Raw genomic sequence first — 19,757 nt, 5'->3', positions numbered from 1 at the left:
CGAGGTCGTGGCCATGGCCAATGACACGCCCTTCGGGCTCGCCGCCTATTTCTACACCCGGGATCTCGGTCGCGCCTTCCGCGTCGCCGAGGAGCTCGAATACGGCATGGTCGGCATCAACTCCGCCATCCTCGGCACCGAGGTCGCGCCTTTCGGTGGCGTCAAGGAATCCGGCCTCGGCCGCGAGGGCTCCCTCCACGGCATGGATGAGTTCGTCGAGATCAAGTACATGCTCCTCGGCGGGCTGGGCGCGTGACAGGTCAGGACAAGCTCATGAGCCCGGACGATCTCAAGAAGCAGGCGGCCGCGCGCGCGCTCGAACTGGTTCGCCCGGGCATGAGGCTCGGCCTCGGCACGGGCTCGACGGCGAAGCATTTCGTCGACCTGCTCGGCGCTCGCGTCGCGGCGGGGCTGGATGTGCTCTGCGTCGCGACCTCCGAAGCGACGCAGGCCCAGGCCCAGGCCCTGGCCATCCCGATGTCGACGCTCGATCAGACGCCGGAGCTCGATCTGACGGTGGATGGTGCCGACGAGGTCGATCCGCAGCTGCGTCTGATCAAGGGCGGCGGTGCGGCCCATCTGCGCGAGAAGATCGTCGCGGTGGCCTCGAAGCGCATGGTCGTCATCGCCGACGACACCAAGCTGGTCGAGACGCTCGGGCGTTTCCCGCTGCCGATCGAGGTCGTGCCTTTCGGGCTCGAGGCGACGCGCCGCGCCGTGGCCTTCGCGATCGCGGCGTCGGGGGCGGAAGGCGAGCTCACGCTGCGGCTGCGCCCGGATGGCTCGACGCTGGTCACCGATGGCGGCCACTTCATCCTGGATGCCCATCTCGGGCGCATCGAACAGCCCGAGGCGCTCGCCGCCGCCCTGAACGCCGTTCCGGGCGTGGTCGAGCACGGGCTCTTCCTCGGCATTTGCTCCTGCGCCATCCTCGCCAGCAGCTCGGGCCTGAAGATTCTCGGCACGATCGAATGATTCCATTCCGGCGCAATCCGCGCTAAGGAGACGCGCACCACGCCGCCCGGAACCGGACGGATACGTCACCACGCCGATTGCGGCGATACCGAAACCGCCGGGCCGACCGGCTCGCTTGCCGAAGGGCGGGCGAGGGTCATGCCCGGGCTGTGTGAGTTAGCCTGATAATGAAGGGGCCCAACGCAATGTTCCGTCACCACCTCGCCGGCGTGGCCGTCGGTCTGGCGCTTGTTTTCGCCGTGCCTGCGCAGGCCCAGGCTCCGGCTGCGACCCCGGCTCCGGCCTCCACGGTGACGCCTTCGCAGCTCCAGGCTGGCCGCGATGTCGTGATCTCCTCGGGCATCGCACAGTCCTTCGAGTCGATTTACGGCGAGTTTCGCGATCGCGTCCGCCAGATCGTCGGCACCACCCGTCCCGAGATCCAGAAGGATCTGAATGAGGTGATCGACACGCTGAAGCCGGAATCCGATCAGAAGATCGCGGAGATGATCACCGCGGCGGGCGAGATCTTCGCGAAGAAGATGACCGAGTCCGACCTCAAGGAGGTCGCGGCCTTCTTCAAATCGCCGGTCGGGCAGCGCTACAATGCCTTCCGTCCGCAGGCGATCGACGAGATCTTCGTCGTGCTGCAGCCTTGGACCCTGCAGACCAGCAACTTCCTGTTCGATCGGTTCAGCCAGGAAATGCGCAAGCGCGGCCACCAGCTCTAAGCCGCCGAACAAGCAGTCCAACGAGAAGGCCGCCGGTGGTGAACCGGCGGCCTTTTTGGTTTTCGACGCGGCGTGGGGGGCTGTCCGTTGACCGGTGCTGCGCATCCGAGCTCCATCATCTGTACGGGGCGTCCGCTGGGGCGCCCCGGCGCGATGTTCGGGCCGATGCCTCAGTCCTCGGAGGCCTTGAAACGGTTCAGCCCGCTCATCACGAAGGGCGCGACGAGCCCGATGAAGGCCAGGCCGAGCAGGATCGCGGAGCCAGGGTTCTCCAGCAGGATCATCGGGTCGCCGAGGCTGATCTGGAGCGCGCGGCGCAATTGCGCTTCCGCCATCGGGCCGAGGATGAGCCCGACCACCATGGGCGCGACCGGATAGTCGTAGCGGCGCATCAGGAAGCCGAGGAAGCCGAAGACGAAGAGCATCGAGAGTTCGACCACCGAGGCCTTGACCGCGAGTGTGCCCATCGCCGCGAAGACAAGGATGCCGGCATAAAGCCAGGGCTGGGGGATCGCCAGAAGCCTGACCCAGAGCCCGATCAGCGGCAGGTTGATGATCACCAGCATCGTGTTGGCGATGAAGAGCGAGGCGATAAGGCCCCAGACGAGATCGGGGCGTTCGGCGAAGAGCAGCGGGCCAGGGTTGAGCCCGTATTGCTGGAAGCCGGCCAGCATGATCGCGGCCGTCGCTGAGGTCGGCAGGCCGAGCGTCAGCAGCGGCACCAGCGTGCCGGCGGCCGAGGCATTGTTGGCCGCTTCCGGGCCGGCGACGCCTTCAATCGCGCCCTTGCCGAACTCGTCGGGATATTTGCAGAGCTTCTTCTCGGTCGAATAGGACAGGAAGGTCGGCACTTCGGCGCCGCCTGCCGGCAGGGCGCCGATCGGGAAGCCGAAGGCGGTACCGCGCAGCCATGGCGCCCAGGAGCGCTTCCAGTCCTCCTTGGTCATCCATAGCGAGCCCTTGATCGGGACGATCTCCTCCGGGTCGCGGAAGCGCTTGGAGGCGACATAGAGCGCCTCGCCGACTGCAAACAGGCCGACCGCCAGCGTCGTCACCTCGACGCCGTCGAGCAGTTCAGGCACGCCGAAGGTCAGCCGCGCCTGTCCGGTCAGGCGGTCGATGCCGATAAGGCCCAGAGTGACGCCGATGGCGAGGCTGGTGATCCCGCGCAGGGGCGAATCGCCGAAGGTCGCCGATACCGTGACGAAGGCGAGGATCATCAGAGCGAAATAGTCCCACGGCCCGAACTTGACCGCGACCTCAACCAGCCAGGGCGCGAGGAACGCGAGGCCCAACGTGGCGATGGTGCCGGCGACGAAGGAGCCGATCGCGGAGGTCGCCAGTGCCGGGCCGCCGCGGCCGGCCTTGGCCATCTTGGAACCCTCGAGCGCGGTTGCGAGCGAGGCACTCTCACCTGGCGCGTTGATCAGGATCGCAGTGGTCGAACCGCCATACATGCCGCCGTAATAGATGCCGGCGAACATGATCAGCGAGCCGGCGGGATCAAGCTTGAAGGTCACCGGCAGGAGCAGCGCGACCGTCAGCGCCGGTCCGATGCCCGGCAGGACGCCGACCGCGGTGCCGAGGAAGACGCCGACCAGCGCGAAAAGCAGTTTCGATGGCTCGATCGCGACGGAGAAGCCATGCATCAGGGCGTTGAATGTGTCCATTGTCCCGGCTCCTCAGAACAGCTTTTCAAGCGGACCGGACGGCAGCGTCAGCTGCAGCAGCTTGGAGAACATCAGGAAGATGGCAAGCCCGAGCACGAGGCCGATGCCGAAATCGACGGCCAGTGCCTGACGGCCGAAGGAGCGCGCGGTCGCGGAGAAGACGATGGCCGTCGCAATGATGAAGCCGCCGCCGAGCCCGATGCAGGCGATCAGGCCGATCAATCCGCCCGTCAGCCAGAGCACCGCGGTGCTGTCGACCGCCTCGGGCTTGGGCAGGCCCTCTCGGAACGCGACGACGAGATGGCACAGGCCCAGCACACCAAGGACGGCGCTGACCACGTAGGGCATCGCCGTCGGGCCGACGCCATAGGTCGAGACGATCGTCTGCGATTTCGCGTCATAGGCAACGAGAGCCGCCGCGATCAGCAGCAGAGCTGCGACGACGAGGGCGGGGATGTCGGCGCCCTTGGCCGAGGAGGTGGAGGCCATGTCGTTCCTTACCTGGTTTGATGCGGACCAGAACCGGTGCGCCCAGCTGATGGCAAAGCGGCGAGTGCCAGAGATAACTGGCAGGAGATAATGGGCGGGCGGTGATGGCACCGCCCGCCCATGCCTATGTTCGTCAGTCGCCTGTGGCGTTACTTCACAAGGCCGACGTCACGGAGGACCTTGCCGACGCGGGCATCTTCGGCCTTCAGGAAGGCTTCGAACTCGGCGCCGCCGAGATAGGCGTCATCCCAGCCGCGAGCCTTGAGGATCTCGGCCCATTCCTTCGACTTGGCCATCTTCTCCATGGCATCGGCCAGCACCTTGCGCTGCTCGGCGGTGATGCCGGGAGGGGCGACGACCGAACGCCAGTTCAGCACCTCGAGATTGACGCCGCCCTCCTTCAGGGTCGGAGCATCGGGGGCGTTGGGGAGGCGGGTGCCGGAGCTCACGCCGACGACGCGCAGCTTGCCAGCCTTGATCTGACCCTCGAACTCGCCATAGCCGGAGATGCCGGCCGTGACGCGCCCGCCGAGCAGCGCGGCCAGGGCCTCGCCACCGCCGGAGAAGGGAATGTAGTTGATCTTGGTGGCATCGCCGCCGACAGCGCCGGCGAAGAGGGCAGCCATGATGTGGTCGACGCCGCCGGCCGAGCCGCCAGCCCAGGTCACCTTGGCCGGGTCGGCCTTGACGCGGTCGGCGAGGTCCTTGGCGGTCTTGATCGGCGAATCCGCGGGAACGACGATGACCTGAGCCTCGGCGGTCAGTCGGGCGATCGGCGTCACCTGGCTGAGATTGACCGGCGACTTGTTCAGGAGGATGGCGCCGACCATGACGAAGCCGTTGACCATCAGCTGCGAGCCGTCGCCCTTGGCGCCGTTCACGAACTGCGCAAGGCCGATGGTGCCGCCCGCGCCGTTGACGTTGTTGACCTGCACGCTCTTGGCGATGCCGGACGCGGTCAGCGCCTGCTGCATCGAGCGGGCGGTTCCGTCCCAGCCACCACCCGGCGCGGCCGGAGCCATGATCTTGAGTTCGAGCTGCGCAAATGCGGCAGTCGTCAGGCCAGCGAGCGCCAGAGCCGTCACGGCTCCGCGCGACAGAATGGATTTGAGCATGTTGTTCCTCCGCTTGCGGATTCCCGCACTGTTTTGGTGTCAGCGCTCCGCGAGTGACACTTTGACGCTCCGCCGGTCAATTGCGCCTGATTGCATAATCTCAAGTCAAGGTCTTTTGCGCATCAACGCACGCAAGCCAGCGGAATTCACGCTAGGCGGGCTTGGTGCGATCGCGTAATCGCATGACCATGAGCTTGAACATCAACTCGCGGGATGTCGATCGCGCTGTGATCACCGACCCTTCTCCATCACGCCCGGCGGTTCGACTCGCAGCGCTGGGCGGCATCCTGATGGTGGCATTGCCGCTCGTCATGTGGGCGGCAAACCGGTCCGCGCCGCTGATGCTCGGGCTGTCGGCAGCTGCATTCGCTGCCGCTGCCGTTGCCGCGGCGGGCCGCGATGTCGGCCCCCTGTTGCGGCGCATCCTTGCAGGCTTGCTGAGCCCGATCGGCCTCGCACTGACGGCCTTCCTGGCCTGGTCCCTGGTCTCGCTGCTCTGGACACATCGGCCAGCAGCCGGCTTTGCTGCCTGGGCGGAGTTACTGCTGCCGCTTGGTTTTGCACTGGTCATCGCGGCGAGTGCGTGGTTCAGGCCGCAGCAGGCACTGGTCCGGGCCCTGGCCATGTGCCTGATACTGGCCTCGGGCCTGATCTTCCTGGAGCTGCAGAGTGGCCTCGCTCAGCGCATGACGCTGGGCCTGGGTGGCAAGCAGATGGGCTTCATTTTCAACCGGCCGGTCATCGCCTGCCTGGTGCTCCTGGCTCCGGCTGTCCACTTGCTCTGGAACGCCGGATCGAAACGCGTCGCCGATCGCCTGCTGGCGGGGGCCGCAGCCGCAGCGGTTGCAGGCATCATTCTCTATTCCGATAGCGGCACTGCGAAACTGGGATTGGGCATTCTCGTCCTTGCCGGGCTGCTGGCCCGCCTGCTTCCACGCCTGACACTGGCTGCGACGGCACTTGGCTTTGCGGCGACGCTGGTGCTGGCGCCGGTGATCGGACAATTGGTCGATCGGCTTTTGCCGCCCGCGCTCTATGAGCAGACGGCCGAATCCCATTCGCGTGACCGCGTCGACATCTGGCTCAGCTTCGGGGAGGCGATCGCGGCCCGCCCGTTCATCGGCTCCGGTTTCGGCTCCTCCTCGGCCCTCCAGACGCACCCGGTCGCAGAACAGGTCTCGCCGCCACGTCGCTTGCTCCTGGCGGTTGGACACCCGCATAGCGCGCCGATTCAGCTCTGGACGGAAACCGGCATCGTCGGCGCCGCATTGCTGCTGGTTGCTGGGCTGTTGTTCTTCCGGAGGCTTGGCGCCTTGTCCGCGCGCGAACGCGCCCCGCGGCTTGCACTTTTTGCGGCAGCCTTCGTCATGGCATCGGTGGGACATGGCGCCTGGCAGGGCTGGTGGATCGCGGCCCTGGCTGCCGCCGCCCTTTGGTTCGAGTCGGGCCGAGATGTCGGCCGAGGAGCAGAGCATGGCTGATTTCGATGTCGACCTCTTCGTGATCGGCGCTGGTTCCGGCGGTACGCGCGCGGCGCGGATCTCGGCCGGGCACGGGGCGCGCGTCATGATCGCCGAGGAAGACCGCATCGGCGGCACCTGCGTCATTCGCGGCTGTGTCCCGAAGAAGCTCTTCGTCTATGCCAGCCGCTTTGCAGACGAGTTTGAGGATGCTGCCGGCTTCGGCTGGACGCTCGACAAGCCGAGCTTCGACTGGCCGACCTTGCGGGATGCCGTTGCCAACGAAGTGACCCGGCTCTCCGGCCTTTACCGCAAGGGGCTTGAAGGCGCCAAGGTCGCGATCCGCGAAGAGCGCGCCGTGGTCGAAGGGCCGAACACGGTGCGCCTGCTGAAATCCGGCGAGACCGTCCGGGCCCGGCACATCCTGGTCGCGACGGGAGGCTACCCCGCCTTCGATCCGCCGATCCCTGGCGGCGAACTCGGCATCAGCTCGAACGAGATCTTTCATCTTCCGAGCCTGCCGCGGCGCATGCTGGTGGTGGGCGGCGGCTATATCGCGCTCGAGTTCGCCAGCGTGTTCCGGCGCCTCGGCGTCGAGGTGACGGTGCTGCACCGCGGCGACAACGTCCTGCGGGGTTTCGACGAGGATCTCCGCGCGCGACTCCGCGACGCGCTGGTCCATGCCGGCATCACATTGCGGCTGGGCTGCACCATCGACCGCATCGAACAATTGCCCGACGGCGCGCGCCGCGCCCATTGCGCCACGGGCGAGCCGATCGACGCTGACGTCGTTCTGGTAGCGACCGGCCGTCGTCCCAACACGGTGGGGCTCGGCCTGGAGACCGTGGGCGTCAAGCTCGGGCCCGTCGGTCAGGTCATGGTCGATGCGAATTCCGCCTCGAGCGTGCCGTCGATTCATGCGGTTGGCGATGTCACCAATCGCATCAATCTCACGCCCGTGGCCATTCGCGAGGGCCACGCCTTCGCCGACTCGACCTTTGGCGGAAAGCCTTGGGCGATGGACCACCACGTGGTGGCCTCGGCGGTGTTCACCACGCCGGAGATCGGAACGGTTGGCCTGACCGAGCAACAGGCAATCGCCGCCGGTTACGAGCTGCGTGTCTTCGAGGCCGGTTTCCGTCCGATGAAGGCGACGATCTCGGGCCGCCATGAGCGCATCTACATGAAGCTCGTGGTCGACGCGAAGACAGACCGGATGCTGGGCGTCCACATCATCGGCCACGACGCGGGCGAGATCATCCAGGCGGTGGCCATTGCGGTCACCATGGGAGCGACCAAGGCCGATTTCGACCGCACCATCGCGCTGCATCCGAGCGCTGCCGAAGAGCTCGTGACGATGCGTACGATGCGCCACTGAGCAGCGCGGCGGCGCCCCTATCACTTGGTCAGGCCCTTCCTGGCCAGCCAATCCTGGACGACCTGCGCCACCTCGAGATTGTTCTTGTCCATCATCAGCATGTGGGAGTTGCCCTTGATGCCGATGCTGGGAAGGTTGATGACGTCGACCGAGCCGCCTGCCGCCTTGATCTTGTCGCCGAACTCGGTGCCGTTCTTGCGGATCGTCGGCCAGCGCGCATCCTGCTCGATGTAGTCGCCGTAGATCATCAGCACGGGGATGTTCTTCAGCACATCGGCCTTGGCCGGGTCTCCGAGGCCTGCCGGTTCCACGGCGACCAGGGCCTTGACCTTGTCGGGGCGGGCCTGGGCAACCTTGAAGCCGAATTGGCCCGCCTGGCTGTGGAACACGATCACACAGGGGCAGACCTTGTCGACCTCGGCCAGATAGGCGTCGATGATCATCTGGTCCGTCGACGTCCAGCGCGGCACGATCTGCTTGACGAAATTGTCGTAGCCATCGGGCGGGAACTGGCTGCCGGCCAGGAATGTCCGCTTGGCCGGGTCTTTATCATAGGCATTGGCACCGGCGCCGATCCGGAAGCGCTCGAATGGGTTCGCGGTGGTCAGGAAGACCGGCTCGCCGGGGATGACGTCCGGATACATCGCCCAGCCGGCCCGGCCGCGCTCGACGGCATCGGAATTATAGACGGCCCAACCCTTGCGCAGGAAGTACTCGAGCCAGCCCTGCCGTCCATCCGGCGTGCTCTCCCAGTTCACGCCGGTCATGCCGCCGCCATGCCAGAACAGCAGTGGCGCCGCACCGCGCTCGTTCTGCGGCAGGAAGTACTGCACATACATCTGGCCGGTCTGGTAGGTGCCGTTGGGGTCGACCTTGGCTGGTACCCCGCCAGGGGTGAAGGTGACCTCCTTCACGGGACGGCCCGAGATCTCGACCAGCTTGCCGCCGACATGGAACGAACCCATGCCGCGAAGCGCCAGGGGCTCCTCAGCCCGTGCAGCCCATGCTGTCGCCACCATGATAGCAGCAACCGCGAACGCGCGAATGACCATGCCCTGTTTCTCCCGCCGATGTTCTTGTGATCGACGGGTGACGTTAGGGAGCTGTCGAGGCGAATACAACGACGCCCGGCAGCCGGCGGCTTGCATCGCCGACGGGATGAACTCCTCCGCCGACACGCAGAGGCGAACGAACCGGCATGCCCTTACCGCGCTCTTGGGCGCTCTCGCTCACGCGGCCCGGTCCTGGTTGCCGGAACAGCTCCGCCCTGCGACGCCCAGCTCGCGCATACGTAACCGTCAACGGCTTTATGGTCTTTGCTGCGGTGCGGGTGTATAGCGCCGGGATCGCGCTGCCTTTCCGTGGGGAGGGGTGGGCGTGAGATGTTATCACCAGGAGCAAGTGAGATGTCCGAGCGGTGGACGCCCGAGAGCTGGAGGGCAAAGCCCGTCCAGCAGATGCCGGAATATCCGGACCAGGCAGCCTTGAAGGCGGTTGAGCAGCAGCTCGCCGGCTTTCCGCCGCTCGTTTTTGCAGGCGAGGCGCGCAAGCTCAAACGGGCGTTGAGCAAGGTTGCTGCCGGTGAGGCCTTCCTCCTCCAGGGCGGCGACTGCGCCGAGAGCTTCGCCGAGCATTCGGCTGATAATATCCGCGACTTCTTCCGTCTGTTCCTGCAGATGGCGGTCGTCCTGACCTTTGCCGGCGGCTCGCCGGTGGTGAAGGTCGGCCGCGTCGCTGGCCAGTTCGCCAAGCCGCGCTCGACCCCGACCGAGACGATCGGTGGCGTCGAGCTGCCGAGCTACAAGGGCGATATCATCAACGACAACGAGTTCACGGCAGAATCCCGGATTCCGGATCCGCGTCGTCAGCTCGAGGCCTATCGCCAGTCGGCGGCGACGCTGAACCTGATCCGCGCCTTCGCGACCGGCGGTTACGCCAATCTCGACAATGCGCATCGCTGGATGCTCGGCTTCGTCAAGGACAGTCCGCAATCGGGCCGCTACCAGGAGGTGGCGGGGCGCATCACCGAGGCGCTCGATTTCATGCGCGCCATCGGCATCGATCCTGAGACGCATCCCGAGATGCGGAGCACGGATTTCTACACCAGCCACGAGGCGTTGCTGCTCGGCTACGAGCAGGCGATGACCCGCGTCGATTCCACCTCCGGCGACTGGTACGACACCTCCGGCCATATGGTCTGGATCGGTGACCGCACCCGTCAGCTCGACCATGCCCATGTCGAGTTCTTCCGTGGCATCCGCAATCCGATCGGCCTGAAATGCGGCCCGTCCCTGACCCCGGACAACCTCATGAGGCTGATCGACACGCTCGATCCGCAGAACCAGGCCGGGCGCCTGACGCTGATCGCACGCTTCGGCGCCGACAAGGTCTTCGACCATCTGCCGGCCTTGGTCCGCGCCACCAAGCGGGAAGGGCGCAATGTCGTCTGGTCCTGTGATCCGATGCACGGCAATACGGTGAAGGCTGCGAGCGGCTACAAGACGCGGCCCTTCGACCTGATCCTGAGCGAGGTGAAGAACTTCTTCGCCGTGCACCAGGCCGAAGGCACCTATGCCGGCGGCCTGCACCTGGAAATGACCGGCAAGAACGTCACCGAATGCACGGGTGGCGCACGCGGCATGACCGACGCCGACCTGAACGACCGCTACCACACCTTCTGCGACCCGCGCCTCAATGCGGAGCAGGCGCTGGAGATGGCGTTCCTGGTGGCGGAACTGGTCAAGCGCGAGCGCTCGGGCCGGGCACGGCCCGAGGCCGAGGCGGCGGAATAAGCCGGCGTCATCCTGGCAGAAACAAGAAAGCCGCGGCGCGAGCCGCGGCTTTTTCCTTGCGTCCGTTTCGTCGGATCAGAATTTGACGCCCGCAGCGACGCGGGCGGTGTTGACCGTCGTCGTTGTTCCTTCGACGTCCGCGAAGCGGATCAACTGATATTCGCCGCGCAGGAACAGGTTGTCGGTCAAGGCCATGTCAACGCCGGCGCCGACCGCGAGGCCGTAGCCATAGACGTTCTTCTTGGTGGCCCCGACTCCGAGCGGGTAGCCAACCGCCATGCCGGAGTTGATAGCGCCGGTGACAGGATTCGCCTGGGTGATGAAGTTCGTTGCTGTGATCGTCGATACGGTGTCGAAGCGGCCAACGGCGCCACCGAATGTCGCAAATGGCATGATGCGGCCATAGGCCCAACCCATGCGAATGCGCGCCGTGGCGTAGTCGTTCAGCACCGCTCCCTGGCGGGTCGTCATCGACCAGTCGTTCACCGTCCCGTTTGAGGTGATAGTGCGACGCGCAATGAAGTCGTTGATGCTGTAGCTCTGATCGGAACGGGTATAGTCGACTTCGATGCCGAGCACGGCATCGCCGAAGGCTATGTTATAGCCGGCCATCCCAAAATAGGTCGCGCCGCTGTCCCTTTTGGACGGCAGATTGTTGACGAACGAGCCCATGTTGCTTTCGGCGCCAAGCAGCGTGTTCCGAAAGGCGAAGTTGGCCAGATTCTGCAGCCCGGTTCCGGGTTCGAATTTCGTTTCCGAGACGCCAGCGCCGCCGCCCAGATAGAAGCCCGTCCAGTTGAATCCGCCCGAGAAATAGTCCGATGGTGGCGGTGGTGCATCTTCGATCTGCGACCCACGCAGCACCGGATAGTCGGCCGAAACCGCCGGCGCGCCGGCGATGGACAGTCCGAGCGCTGCAAGACCCAAGGCCGGCGCAATGGAGCGGATACGCATCGTGGTCTCCCCGAGCAGAGGCCGCAATCCGGCCTTTGTGGCACTGCTCTGGGCGGTATTGATGCATTGGTAACCCTAATGCGGCGTTAACGTGCTCATCTCTGTTTGCAGCCTCGTTCCCTCAGCGTCCCATTCCAGACCGCGCTTTGCGGGCCAAAGCCCCTCAATTGATGTGCTTCGTCTGGCGCTCGACCATGCCAATCGACATGGCGAACAGGGCGGCAAGCCGCTCATGGCATCGTCTGCGACGACCGGGAGGAGAGCTATGTGATGCCGTTCCACGTGTCTCCGAAGCGCACCGGCGCGTCTACTCGGTTCGTAAGTGCGGCGCTGAAGGAACGCCAAACTGGCGACCGGCTGACAAATTGGCCCTAGGGCGCCACCCAACATCCAGGATGGCGCCCGACTTCATCGAGCCTAGGCCTTCTTGCACTCGTCGCGGAATTTCTTCCGGGCCTTCCCATGAAGTCCCTTCTGATCCGCTTGGACAGAGCACGCCTTCGACTTGGCGGTCATTCCGGAGGAGGTCGCTGTAGCCTTCTTGGCAGGCGCCGCGGGGGCCGGGGAGGTCATGGTCGGCTTTGTATCTGGACCCATCTGTACGGGTGTTTGCGCAAACCCGTATCCCGTCATCATCGCGAGCGCGGCAATCGGCAGCAGATAGCGCGAGAGGTTCATGGCATCGTCCGTCCTTAACCCGGAGGATCGGTCCCAGGCAGTCGCCGGGTCGGCTGTCGGATGGCGAATGATCGCGCCGCTCGACTTGAATGGCTACTGAACAGCTGGCTGGCTAAGTCTTCGACCTGTAGCATTTTCAACCTCGCTCCCGCGGGGCTTTTCTTTGAGGTGAGACAGTGAGCCCGAGCACCAAACAAGTGCCGGATGGTGGAAAGCGTCGCCCGCCGGCCGCTGGCTTGCCGGGATGCCATCAGCCGCTTCCGCGAACGGCTTCAGCGCCCCTCCAGCTCGACAACTCGCGCTTCGGCGGTCTGGCGGTGGCGCAGATGATCAAGGGCGACGCCAACCTGACCCTCGTTCCGCGTCTCGAACCCATCCCGTTCCCCCTCCGCAGCGCGCCAGCCGGGCGCGGAAATCGGAGATAAGGGCGAGGAGGGCTCGCACATTGGAAGGCTGGACGACGCGCTCGTTCTCGCAATCGGAAAGCCCTTGCCGGACATACGCCAGCCGTTCCTCGCTGATCGGCGCCCTCTCGGGAGTGGGGGCGTCAGTCAGGGCTCGCTCCTTGCTGGGAGGGAGGCGGCGGCGAATACCGCGAAGCCAAGATTGGTAATGCCCCAGCGACGGCCGCCGCTGGCCGCCAAGCCGAGAGGCTCAACACATTCCAACGAGTGAAGCGCCTTGAGGGCGTCGTTGACCCATTCACGCAAGCCGCGGCGGGTGCCGTGCGGGAAGCTCTTGGCGTCGATCTCGGCACACGTCAGCGAATATTCCGTGCCGCGATGCCGAGCCCGGATTTTGAGCACGGCAATCCATTTGGCGGTCAGTTGAGGCGCGTGCTCGCTCATGGCGCCACCTCGCGGAAGGGACGAACAGGGGGAAGAACGGTTTTCAGTGTTCCTCGCGGTTCCGCGTTCCTACGCGGTTGTTCCGGTGGCCGCAGAAAGCGGGTGGCTAGCAATATCAAGTGTTTGGGCAGATCGATGCTGATGCGGCGTCAACGCAGGTTGCGTTTTGCGCGTCGCCGGGAAGACATCGGCCCGATATGGCGGCGCGATTCCCGGCTGCCTGCGAAGGAGGGCGCATGATCCGCCACATCGTATTCTTCACGGCGAAGCGGCGCGAGGATGTCGAGACCGTCCGGTTATCTCTGACTCGGCTCGGCGATATCCCGCATTCGCTCGCCTTCGAGGTCGTCGCCAATGCCAAGGTCGACCCGCTCGGCAATGACATCGATGTCGTTGTTTACGGCGAGTTTGCCGATGAGGCGGCGCTGGCGGCCTACAAGGCCCATCCGATCTATGACGAGACGACGCGCCGCGTGCGTCCGCTGCGTGAGCTGCGCTATTCCGCCGATTTCCGTTCGACCTTGCGTTGATCGAAGGGCTGATCACGCGCAAATGCAGGTCAGGGCAGGGCGCGCGGCCGTTGCTGGCCCTGCCGCCGCGCGGTAAAGCCGGAGCATGACAGCGACCTCCTTCCGCCTGGCTCTGGCCCAGCTCAATCCCATCGTCGGCGACGTCGCCGGCAATGCCGACATGGTGCGCGTTGCACGGCGCGACGCTGCGGCCGCCGGCGCCGATCTGGTGATGTTCCCGGAACTCTTCCTGTCGGCCTATCCGCCGGAGGATCTGGTGCTGAAGCCCGCCTTCCAGGATGCCTGCCGCAGGGCCTGCGAGGATCTGGCGCGCGAGACCGCCGATGGCGGTCCAGCCGCGCTGGTCGGCTTGCCCTGGCTCGAGGATGGCAAGCTCTACAACGCCTATGCCCTGCTTGACGCCGGGATGATCCAGTCGGTGCGCTTCAAGGTCGACCTGCCGAATTACGGTGTGTTCGACGAGAAGCGCGTCTTCGAACCCGGCCCGCTGCCCGGTCCTGTCGTCTTCCGCAACCATATCCGCCTCGGCCTGCCGGTCTGCGAGGATATCTGGGGCGAAGAGGTCGTCGAATGCATCGCCGAGACCGGCGGCGAGATCCTGCTTGTCCCCAACGGCTCGCCGTACCGGCGCGGCGTCACCGAGGAACGCCTGAACGTCGCGGTCGCCCGCGTCGTCGAGGCCGGACTGCCGATGGTCTATCTCAACCAGCTCGGAGGCCAGGACGAACTCGTCTTCGAGGGCGCCTCCTTCGTGCTGAATGCCGACAAGACCTTTGCGCATCAGCTCCCGGCGTTCCGCGAGGCTCTGCGCCTGACCGAATGGGTGCGCGAGAACGGGTCCTGGCGCTGCCGGCCGGGCGAGATCACGCCCATCGAGAGCAGCGACGAGGCGGACTACGCGGCTTGCGTGCTGGGCCTGCGCGACTATGTCGAGAAGAACGGCTTTCCCGGCGTGGTGCTCGGCCTCTCCGGCGGCATCGATTCCGCGATCTGTGCGGCGATGGCGGTCGATGCGCTCGGCGCCGACAAGGTCCGTTGCGTGATGATGCCCTATCGCTTCACCTCGCAGGAGAGCCTGGACGATGCGAAGCGCTGTGCCGATGCGCTTGGCGTCCGCTACGAGATCGTGCCGATCGCCGAACCGGTCGAGGGTTTCGAAGCAGCGCTCGCCAGCCTCTTCGCCGGCACCAATCGCGGGGTCACCGAGGAAAACCTGCAGAGCCGCGTGCGCGGCACGCTGCTGATGTCGATCTCGAACAAGTTCGGGCCGATGGTGGTGACCACCGGCAACAAATCCGAGATGTCATGCGGCTATGCCACGCTCTATGGTGACATGAATGGCGGCTACAACCCGATCAAGGATCTCTACAAGACCGAGGTCTTTCGCATGTCGGCGCTGCGCAACCGCTGGAAGCCCGCCGGTGCGCTCGGGCCGGACGGCGAGGTCATTCCGCACAACATCATCGTCAAGCCGCCGACGGCCGAGCTGCGCGAGAACCAGAAGGACCAGGATTCGCTGCCACCCTATGACGTGCTGGACGATATCCTCGCCTGCCTGATCGAGCACGAAATGCGCCTCGCCGACATCGTCGCCCGGGGCCACGATCTCGAGACGGTCAAGAAGGTCGAGCGCCTACTCTATCTCGCCGAGTACAAGCGCCGCCAGGCCGCGCCCGGCGTGAAGGTGACGCGCAAGAATTTCGGCCGCGACCGGCGCTACCCGATCGTCAATCGCTTCCGTGATCCCGGCGAGCCCGCGCATCGGCCGGACGCCGCGCTGGTCAAGGGCGTCGGCAAGGTCGGGGGCGAGAGCTTCGATTTCTGAGCCGATTGTCGGCCCCGCGCAAAGGCGTCATAAGCCTCGTCATGACAACGCCACTCGTTCGCTTCGCGCCGTCGCCGACCGGCTATCTCCATATCGGCAATGCCCGGCCGGCGCTGTTCAACTGGCTCTTTGCCCGCCGCCATGGTGGGCGCTTCCTGCTGCGCTATGACGACACCGACCTTGCGCGCTCGAGGCCGGAATTCGCGGATGCGATTGCCGGGGATCTCGGCTGGCTCGGCATCGAACCCGATCTCGTCATTCGCCAGTCGGAACGGCTGCCGATCTATGATGCGGCGGCCGACCGGCTGCGCGCCGCCGGGCGACTTTACCCCTGCTTCGAGACCGCCGACGAACTGGATCGCCGCCGCAAGCGCCAGCTCGCTCGCGGCCTGCCGCCGATCTACGACCGCGCTGCGCTGAAGCTCACGGCCGAGCAGCGGGCGGCGCTCGAGGCGGAAGGGCGCAAGCCGCATTGGCGCTTCCTCCTCGAGGCCCGCGAGGTCGCTTGGGATGATCTCGTGCGCGGCGCGTCGCATGTCGACTGCGCCTCTCTCTCCGACCCGGTGCTGGTGCGTGAGGATGGCAGCTATCTCTACACGCTTCCCTCGGTGGTGGATGACGTGGAGACCGGCGTCACCCATGTCATTCGTGGCGAGGACCATGTCACCAACACCGCGGTCCAGATCCAGATCTTCGAGGCGCTGGGCGCCGCCCTTCCGGCGTTCGGCCACCACAACCTGCTGACCACGGCGAGCGGCGAGGGGCTCTCGAAACGGCTCGGTCATCTCTCGCTGCGCGGTCTGCGCGAGTCCGGGGTGGAGGCGCTCGCCGTCGCGGCACTGGCCGTTCTCGTTGGCTCCTCCGACGCGGTCAGGCCGGTCGCGAGCCTGGATGAACTCGCTGGTCTCGTCGACCTCGCGCATGTCTCGCGTGCACCGGCCAAGTTCGACGAGCATGAGCTTGAATCGCTGAGCGCACGCACGCTGCATCAACTGCCGTTCGATGCGGTGTCGGATCGGTTGGAGGCGCTGGGGATCGCGGCCGACGAACCTTTCTGGCTGGCAGTGCGCGGCAATCTTGCGAAGCTTGCCGAGGCGAAGGCGTGGTGGCAGGTCGTGCGCGGCCCGATTGCGCCCGTGATCACCGATGCCGGCTTTGCGGCGAGCGCAGCCGCACTGCTCCCGGCCGAGCCCTTCGATGCGACAACCTGGAAAAGCTGGACTCAGGCCGTCGGCGCGGCGACCGGCACCAAGGGCAAGGCGCTGTTCATGCCGCTTCGCCAGGCGCTGACCGGCCTCGAGCACGGGCCGGAGCTGGCTGCACTGCTGCCGCTCATCGGCCGTGACAAAGCGCTGAAGCGGCTCGCGGGCGAGGCGGCCTGAAGGTTTCACATCGTCCCGGATCAGTGCGGCTGCACCGCCTGTCCGGGACGATATCCGCCCCGCGGGCAATGGCGCCCTGGTTCACTCGTGCCGGTGCATCGCCGATTCATGCTTGGTGTCGCGCATGGTGGCGTAGACCAGCAGCGACAGGAAGATTACACCCGCCAGGTAGTAGAAGAACCACTGCTCGTGGCCCTGCTGCTTGAAGAACAGCGCGATTGCAGGCGCGGTGCCGCCAAAGATCGAGACCGTCACGGCGTAGGGCACGGCGACGCCGGTGGCGCGGATCGCGGTCGGGAACAGCTCGGCCTTCACCACGGCATTGATTGAGGTATAGCCGGCAACGAAGATCCAGGCTGCGGAGATCAGCAGGAACGCCATCCAGGGCGACTTGGTCTGCGACAGCATGGTCAGGATCGGCACCGTCAGCAGCGAGCCGGCGATGCCGAAGAAGATCAGCAGCGGCTTGCGGCCGATCCTGTCCGAGATGGCGCCATAGATCGGCTGCAGGATCGAGGCGAAGATCAGCGAACCGGCAATGACATAGGTCGTCGTGATGTCGGACAGGCCGACGGTCTGCTTCACGAAGGTCTGCATATAGGTGGTGAAGGTATAGAAGGCCGCGGTGCCGCCGGCGGTCAGGCCGACCACGATCGCAACCTCGCGCGGGTATTTCAGCAGCCCGCGCAGCGAGCTTTCGCGCTTCTTCGTCTTGCTGGCTTCGACGAAGGATTCCGTTTCGTGCATGTGGCGGCGCATGAACATCGCGGTAATCGCGAGCAGCGCGCCGATCACGAAGGGAATGCGCCAGCCCCAGGCGACGAGCTGTTCATGGGTCAGGAACACGTTCTGGAGCAGCAGCAGCACCACGATGGCGGTCAGCTGGCCGCCGATCAGCGTGACGTACTGAAAGCTCGAATAGAATCCGCGATGGTTCGGGTCGGCGATCTCGGTGAGATAGGTCGCGCTTGCCCCGTACTCGCCACCGAGGCTCAGGCCTTCGATGATCCGCGCGAGCGCGAGCAGCGCTGGTGCTGCAAATCCGATCGTCGCATAGGTCGGCGTCAGCGCGATGATCAGCGAGCCGAAGCACATCATCAGCACCGAGATCGTCAGCGAAAGCCGGCGGCCATAGCGGTCGGCGATGTGGCCGAACAGCCATCCGCCGATCGGGCGGACGATGAAGCCGGCAGCGAACAGCGTCGCGGCGTTGAGCTGCTGGACGACGGGATCGTGCGACGGGAAGAAATGGGGCGCGAAATAGAGCGCAAAGGCCGTGTAGGCGTAGAAATCATACCATTCGACCAGATTGCCGACCGAGCCCATGAAGATCGCCTTTAGGCGACGACGGGTGTCGGCCAGATCCATTCCGGTATGGGTGTCGGCTGTTGTCTCTGACATGGGACGCCTCTGCTGGGCTCTGCCAAGGAGGCCGTCAGAGTAGGATTGCGTGCTGGGAAAGCAATCCTGACGAAATCTGGCGCGTATCCAGGCCGGCCGGGGTGAAGTTGCCTGTATATGCGCCTGTCGGCGTCATGCGTCTAGCGCTTGATCTATGGGATTTTTAGCTCCGGCTACCACTTGAGCGCATGCCGTAGCATCCGCCGCCGACGCACGAGGCGCCATTGCGGCGGGGCTGCCGGTGTCAGGGCCGCGCGACCGCGGGGCCCAGATTGGGTGCGAGGTTGGGCGCGACGATCCTGACCGTGCGCCGCTCGCCGGTGATGCTGCGGCTTTCCTTCTTCACACCGTCGCCCTGTTGCACGACCTTTTCCGGCTCGACGCTCTGCGGACCCATGCCGGCCGACTCCGTGCCCGATGTCGGCGAATTTTCCGATGGCATCGGCTTGTCGTCGGCCTCAGGCAGGATCGGCTGCTGTTGAGCCGGCGTGGGTGCCGCGGTCCTGCGTTTCGGATCGGGCTTGGGCCGCGACAATTCGGCGGCGCGCTGTTCGGTGACGATGACGTCGCCCTTGCGCTTGTCGAGAAGCTCCTCGGCATTGCGCAGCGCCTGCGACCAGCTCTGGCCGGGCGCTCGGCAGGTGCAGGCGGAATCGAAGCTGCGAATATACTTTCCGGCATTCGCCAGCGACGCATAGGGCGTTCCGCTGCCGCGGGCGACGGCATTCTGAATGTCGCCGCCGGTGCTCATGCCGAAGGCCAGCGTCTCGGTTCCCGGGCAGAGCGCCTGGCACATCTCATCCTGGCCGTCGCGGCCGCCGGGGCTGTTGGCAAGCGGGAAGAAATAGCCGTCGCAGGTCCGGACGCAGACCGTATTGGGGCCGCCCTGGCGAGGCTTCTCGGAATCGAGCGGCTGCATGTCCGGATCGAGTTCGGGCATGGTCGAATCGATCTCGCCGCGGCGCGGCTCGATGCCGAAGATCGTCTCGAAGAAGCCGCGCTGCTGCTGTCCACCCCGGCAATTGGTCTCAATCGCGGCGGCGAGCTGCATGCGGCGCTGCTCGGCAGCTCCGCCCTGTGCCTGGCGCTGAAGTGCCGTGTACTGGGACTGCAATTGGTTGATCTGTGCCTGCAGGCCGCCGCATTGCGGGGGCGGCTGCGCACCAAAGAAGAGGAAGCCGCCACGTTCGCAGCCCATCGCGCGGAACTGGCTGACGCTTTGCGAGAGCTGGGCGCCGACGCGCTGCGCCTGTTGCGCGGCGCGCGGATCGCCGCCGCGCTGGCCCTGCAGGCTCGCAAGTTCGCTGCGCCACGCATTGCACGCGGGCGACTGCGCAAGCGCCGCTCCACCCATCGCCGAGAGGGCCAGCAGCATCGCGCCGAGGCGCCGGGTTAGTCGTAGTCTCATCGCCGGTTGGGCCATATTACCTGCTTGTTCGATCCGTCCCGGAGACCGGGCAATCGCTTTGCGGGAGTTTCACCTGCCAAACGCGACGGAACTAAGGACGGAGCCTGCGACGGCGCGGCGCGGATTCGGGCGCACCGCCATG

Annotated in this window: 18 protein-coding genes; 9 read left to right on the top strand and 9 right to left on the bottom strand. The window is 65.7% G+C overall.

Annotation, left to right across the window (positions count from 1 at the left end):
• The 3 genes from AB4099_RS30455 to AB4099_RS30445 all read left to right on the top strand — a co-directional run.
• Window positions 1-256 (top strand): aldehyde dehydrogenase family protein (locus tag AB4099_RS30455; RefSeq protein WP_441480841.1); only part of this gene is annotated, 256 nt, incomplete at its 5' end.
• A gap of 17 nt (window positions 257-273) precedes the next feature.
• Window positions 274-975, top strand: coding sequence for a ribose-5-phosphate isomerase RpiA (gene rpiA, locus AB4099_RS30450; protein WP_441480840.1), 702 nt, complete (start codon window positions 274-276; stop codon window positions 973-975).
• A gap of 185 nt (window positions 976-1,160) precedes the next feature.
• Window positions 1,161-1,685, top strand: coding sequence for a DUF2059 domain-containing protein (locus AB4099_RS30445; protein WP_162768021.1), 525 nt, complete (start codon window positions 1,161-1,163; stop codon window positions 1,683-1,685).
• A gap of 170 nt (window positions 1,686-1,855) precedes the next feature.
• Here the strand turns inward: AB4099_RS30445 and AB4099_RS30440 are convergent, their stop codons facing one another.
• From AB4099_RS30440 to AB4099_RS30430, 3 genes are all read right to left on the bottom strand, one after another.
• Window positions 1,856-3,355: a tripartite tricarboxylate transporter permease gene (locus AB4099_RS30440; RefSeq protein WP_069877181.1), complete on the bottom strand. Its 1,500-nt coding sequence runs from the start codon at window positions 3,353-3,355 to the stop codon at window positions 1,856-1,858.
• Between the two features lie 12 nt (window positions 3,356-3,367).
• The gene (locus AB4099_RS30435) at window positions 3,368-3,844 is read right to left on the bottom strand and encodes a tripartite tricarboxylate transporter TctB family protein (protein WP_113512879.1); all 477 of its coding nucleotides are present in this window, start codon (window positions 3,842-3,844) and stop codon (window positions 3,368-3,370) included.
• 149 nt (window positions 3,845-3,993) lie between these two features.
• Window positions 3,994-4,959, bottom strand: coding sequence for a Bug family tripartite tricarboxylate transporter substrate binding protein (locus AB4099_RS30430; RefSeq protein ID WP_441480839.1), 966 nt, complete (start codon window positions 4,957-4,959; stop codon window positions 3,994-3,996).
• 182 nt (window positions 4,960-5,141) lie between these two features.
• On the opposite strand from AB4099_RS30430, the gene AB4099_RS30425 reads away from it, so the two are divergent.
• Window positions 5,142-6,440 (top strand): O-antigen ligase family protein, encoded by a 1,299-nt coding sequence (locus AB4099_RS30425; RefSeq protein ID WP_441480838.1) that lies wholly within the window; start codon window positions 5,142-5,144, stop codon window positions 6,438-6,440.
• Window positions 6,433-7,797 (top strand): glutathione-disulfide reductase, encoded by a 1,365-nt coding sequence (gene gor, locus AB4099_RS30420; protein WP_441480837.1) that lies wholly within the window; start codon window positions 6,433-6,435, stop codon window positions 7,795-7,797. Before AB4099_RS30425 ends, gor begins: the two co-directional genes overlap by 8 nt.
• Before the next feature lie 20 nt (window positions 7,798-7,817).
• Here the strand turns inward: gor and AB4099_RS30415 are convergent, their stop codons facing one another.
• Window positions 7,818-8,849 (bottom strand): alpha/beta hydrolase, encoded by a 1,032-nt coding sequence (locus AB4099_RS30415; protein WP_441480836.1) that lies wholly within the window; start codon window positions 8,847-8,849, stop codon window positions 7,818-7,820.
• Window positions 8,850-9,203: 354 nt separating this feature from the next.
• On the opposite strand from AB4099_RS30415, the gene AB4099_RS30410 reads away from it, so the two are divergent.
• The gene (locus AB4099_RS30410; protein WP_113512887.1) at window positions 9,204-10,589 is read left to right on the top strand and encodes a class II 3-deoxy-7-phosphoheptulonate synthase; all 1,386 of its coding nucleotides are present in this window, start codon (window positions 9,204-9,206) and stop codon (window positions 10,587-10,589) included.
• A 75-nt stretch (window positions 10,590-10,664) separates the two neighbouring features.
• Here the strand turns inward: AB4099_RS30410 and AB4099_RS30405 are convergent, their stop codons facing one another.
• The 3 genes from AB4099_RS30405 to AB4099_RS30395 form a co-directional block, all read right to left on the bottom strand.
• On the bottom strand, window positions 10,665-11,543 hold the full coding sequence (locus AB4099_RS30405; protein WP_113512889.1) for an outer membrane protein: 879 nt from the start codon (window positions 11,541-11,543) through the stop codon (window positions 10,665-10,667).
• Window positions 11,544-11,960: 417 nt separating this feature from the next.
• Window positions 11,961-12,221 carry a PsiF family protein gene (locus AB4099_RS30400; RefSeq protein ID WP_113512891.1) on the bottom strand — a complete coding sequence of 87 codons (261 nt, stop codon included), beginning with the start codon at window positions 12,219-12,221 and terminating at the stop codon, window positions 11,961-11,963.
• 551 nt (window positions 12,222-12,772) lie between these two features.
• The gene (locus AB4099_RS30395) at window positions 12,773-13,069 is read right to left on the bottom strand and encodes a DAHP synthetase I family protein (RefSeq protein WP_113512893.1); all 297 of its coding nucleotides are present in this window, start codon (window positions 13,067-13,069) and stop codon (window positions 12,773-12,775) included.
• 236 nt (window positions 13,070-13,305) lie between these two features.
• On the opposite strand from AB4099_RS30395, the gene AB4099_RS30390 reads away from it, so the two are divergent.
• From AB4099_RS30390 to gltX, 3 genes are all read left to right on the top strand, one after another.
• A complete protein-coding gene (locus AB4099_RS30390) occupies window positions 13,306-13,599 on the top strand; it encodes a Dabb family protein (RefSeq protein WP_113512895.1) in 294 nt (97 codons plus the stop codon).
• Between the two features lie 85 nt (window positions 13,600-13,684).
• Complete coding sequence (locus tag AB4099_RS30385; protein WP_441480835.1) at window positions 13,685-15,424, top strand: NAD+ synthase; 1,740 nt, start codon at window positions 13,685-13,687, stop codon at window positions 15,422-15,424.
• Between the two features lie 41 nt (window positions 15,425-15,465).
• Window positions 15,466-16,806: a glutamate--tRNA ligase gene (gltX, locus tag AB4099_RS30380; RefSeq protein WP_441480834.1), complete on the top strand. Its 1,341-nt coding sequence runs from the start codon at window positions 15,466-15,468 to the stop codon at window positions 16,804-16,806.
• Between the two features lie 81 nt (window positions 16,807-16,887).
• Here gltX and AB4099_RS30375 read toward each other — a convergent pair whose 3' ends face one another.
• Window positions 16,888-18,207: an MFS transporter gene (locus AB4099_RS30375; protein WP_441480833.1), complete on the bottom strand. Its 1,320-nt coding sequence runs from the start codon at window positions 18,205-18,207 to the stop codon at window positions 16,888-16,890.
• A gap of 244 nt (window positions 18,208-18,451) precedes the next feature.
• Window positions 18,452-19,615 carry a DUF2865 domain-containing protein gene (locus AB4099_RS30370; RefSeq protein WP_441480832.1) on the bottom strand — a complete coding sequence of 388 codons (1,164 nt, stop codon included), beginning with the start codon at window positions 19,613-19,615 and terminating at the stop codon, window positions 18,452-18,454.
• Window positions 19,616-19,757 lie beyond the last annotated feature (142 nt).

Origin of the sequence: Allobosea sp. 2KB_26, assembly GCF_052115715.1 — a bacterium.
Lineage (GTDB): Bacteria > Pseudomonadota > Alphaproteobacteria > Rhizobiales > Beijerinckiaceae > Allobosea.
This window is presented reverse-complemented; position numbering and strand designations above follow the sequence as displayed.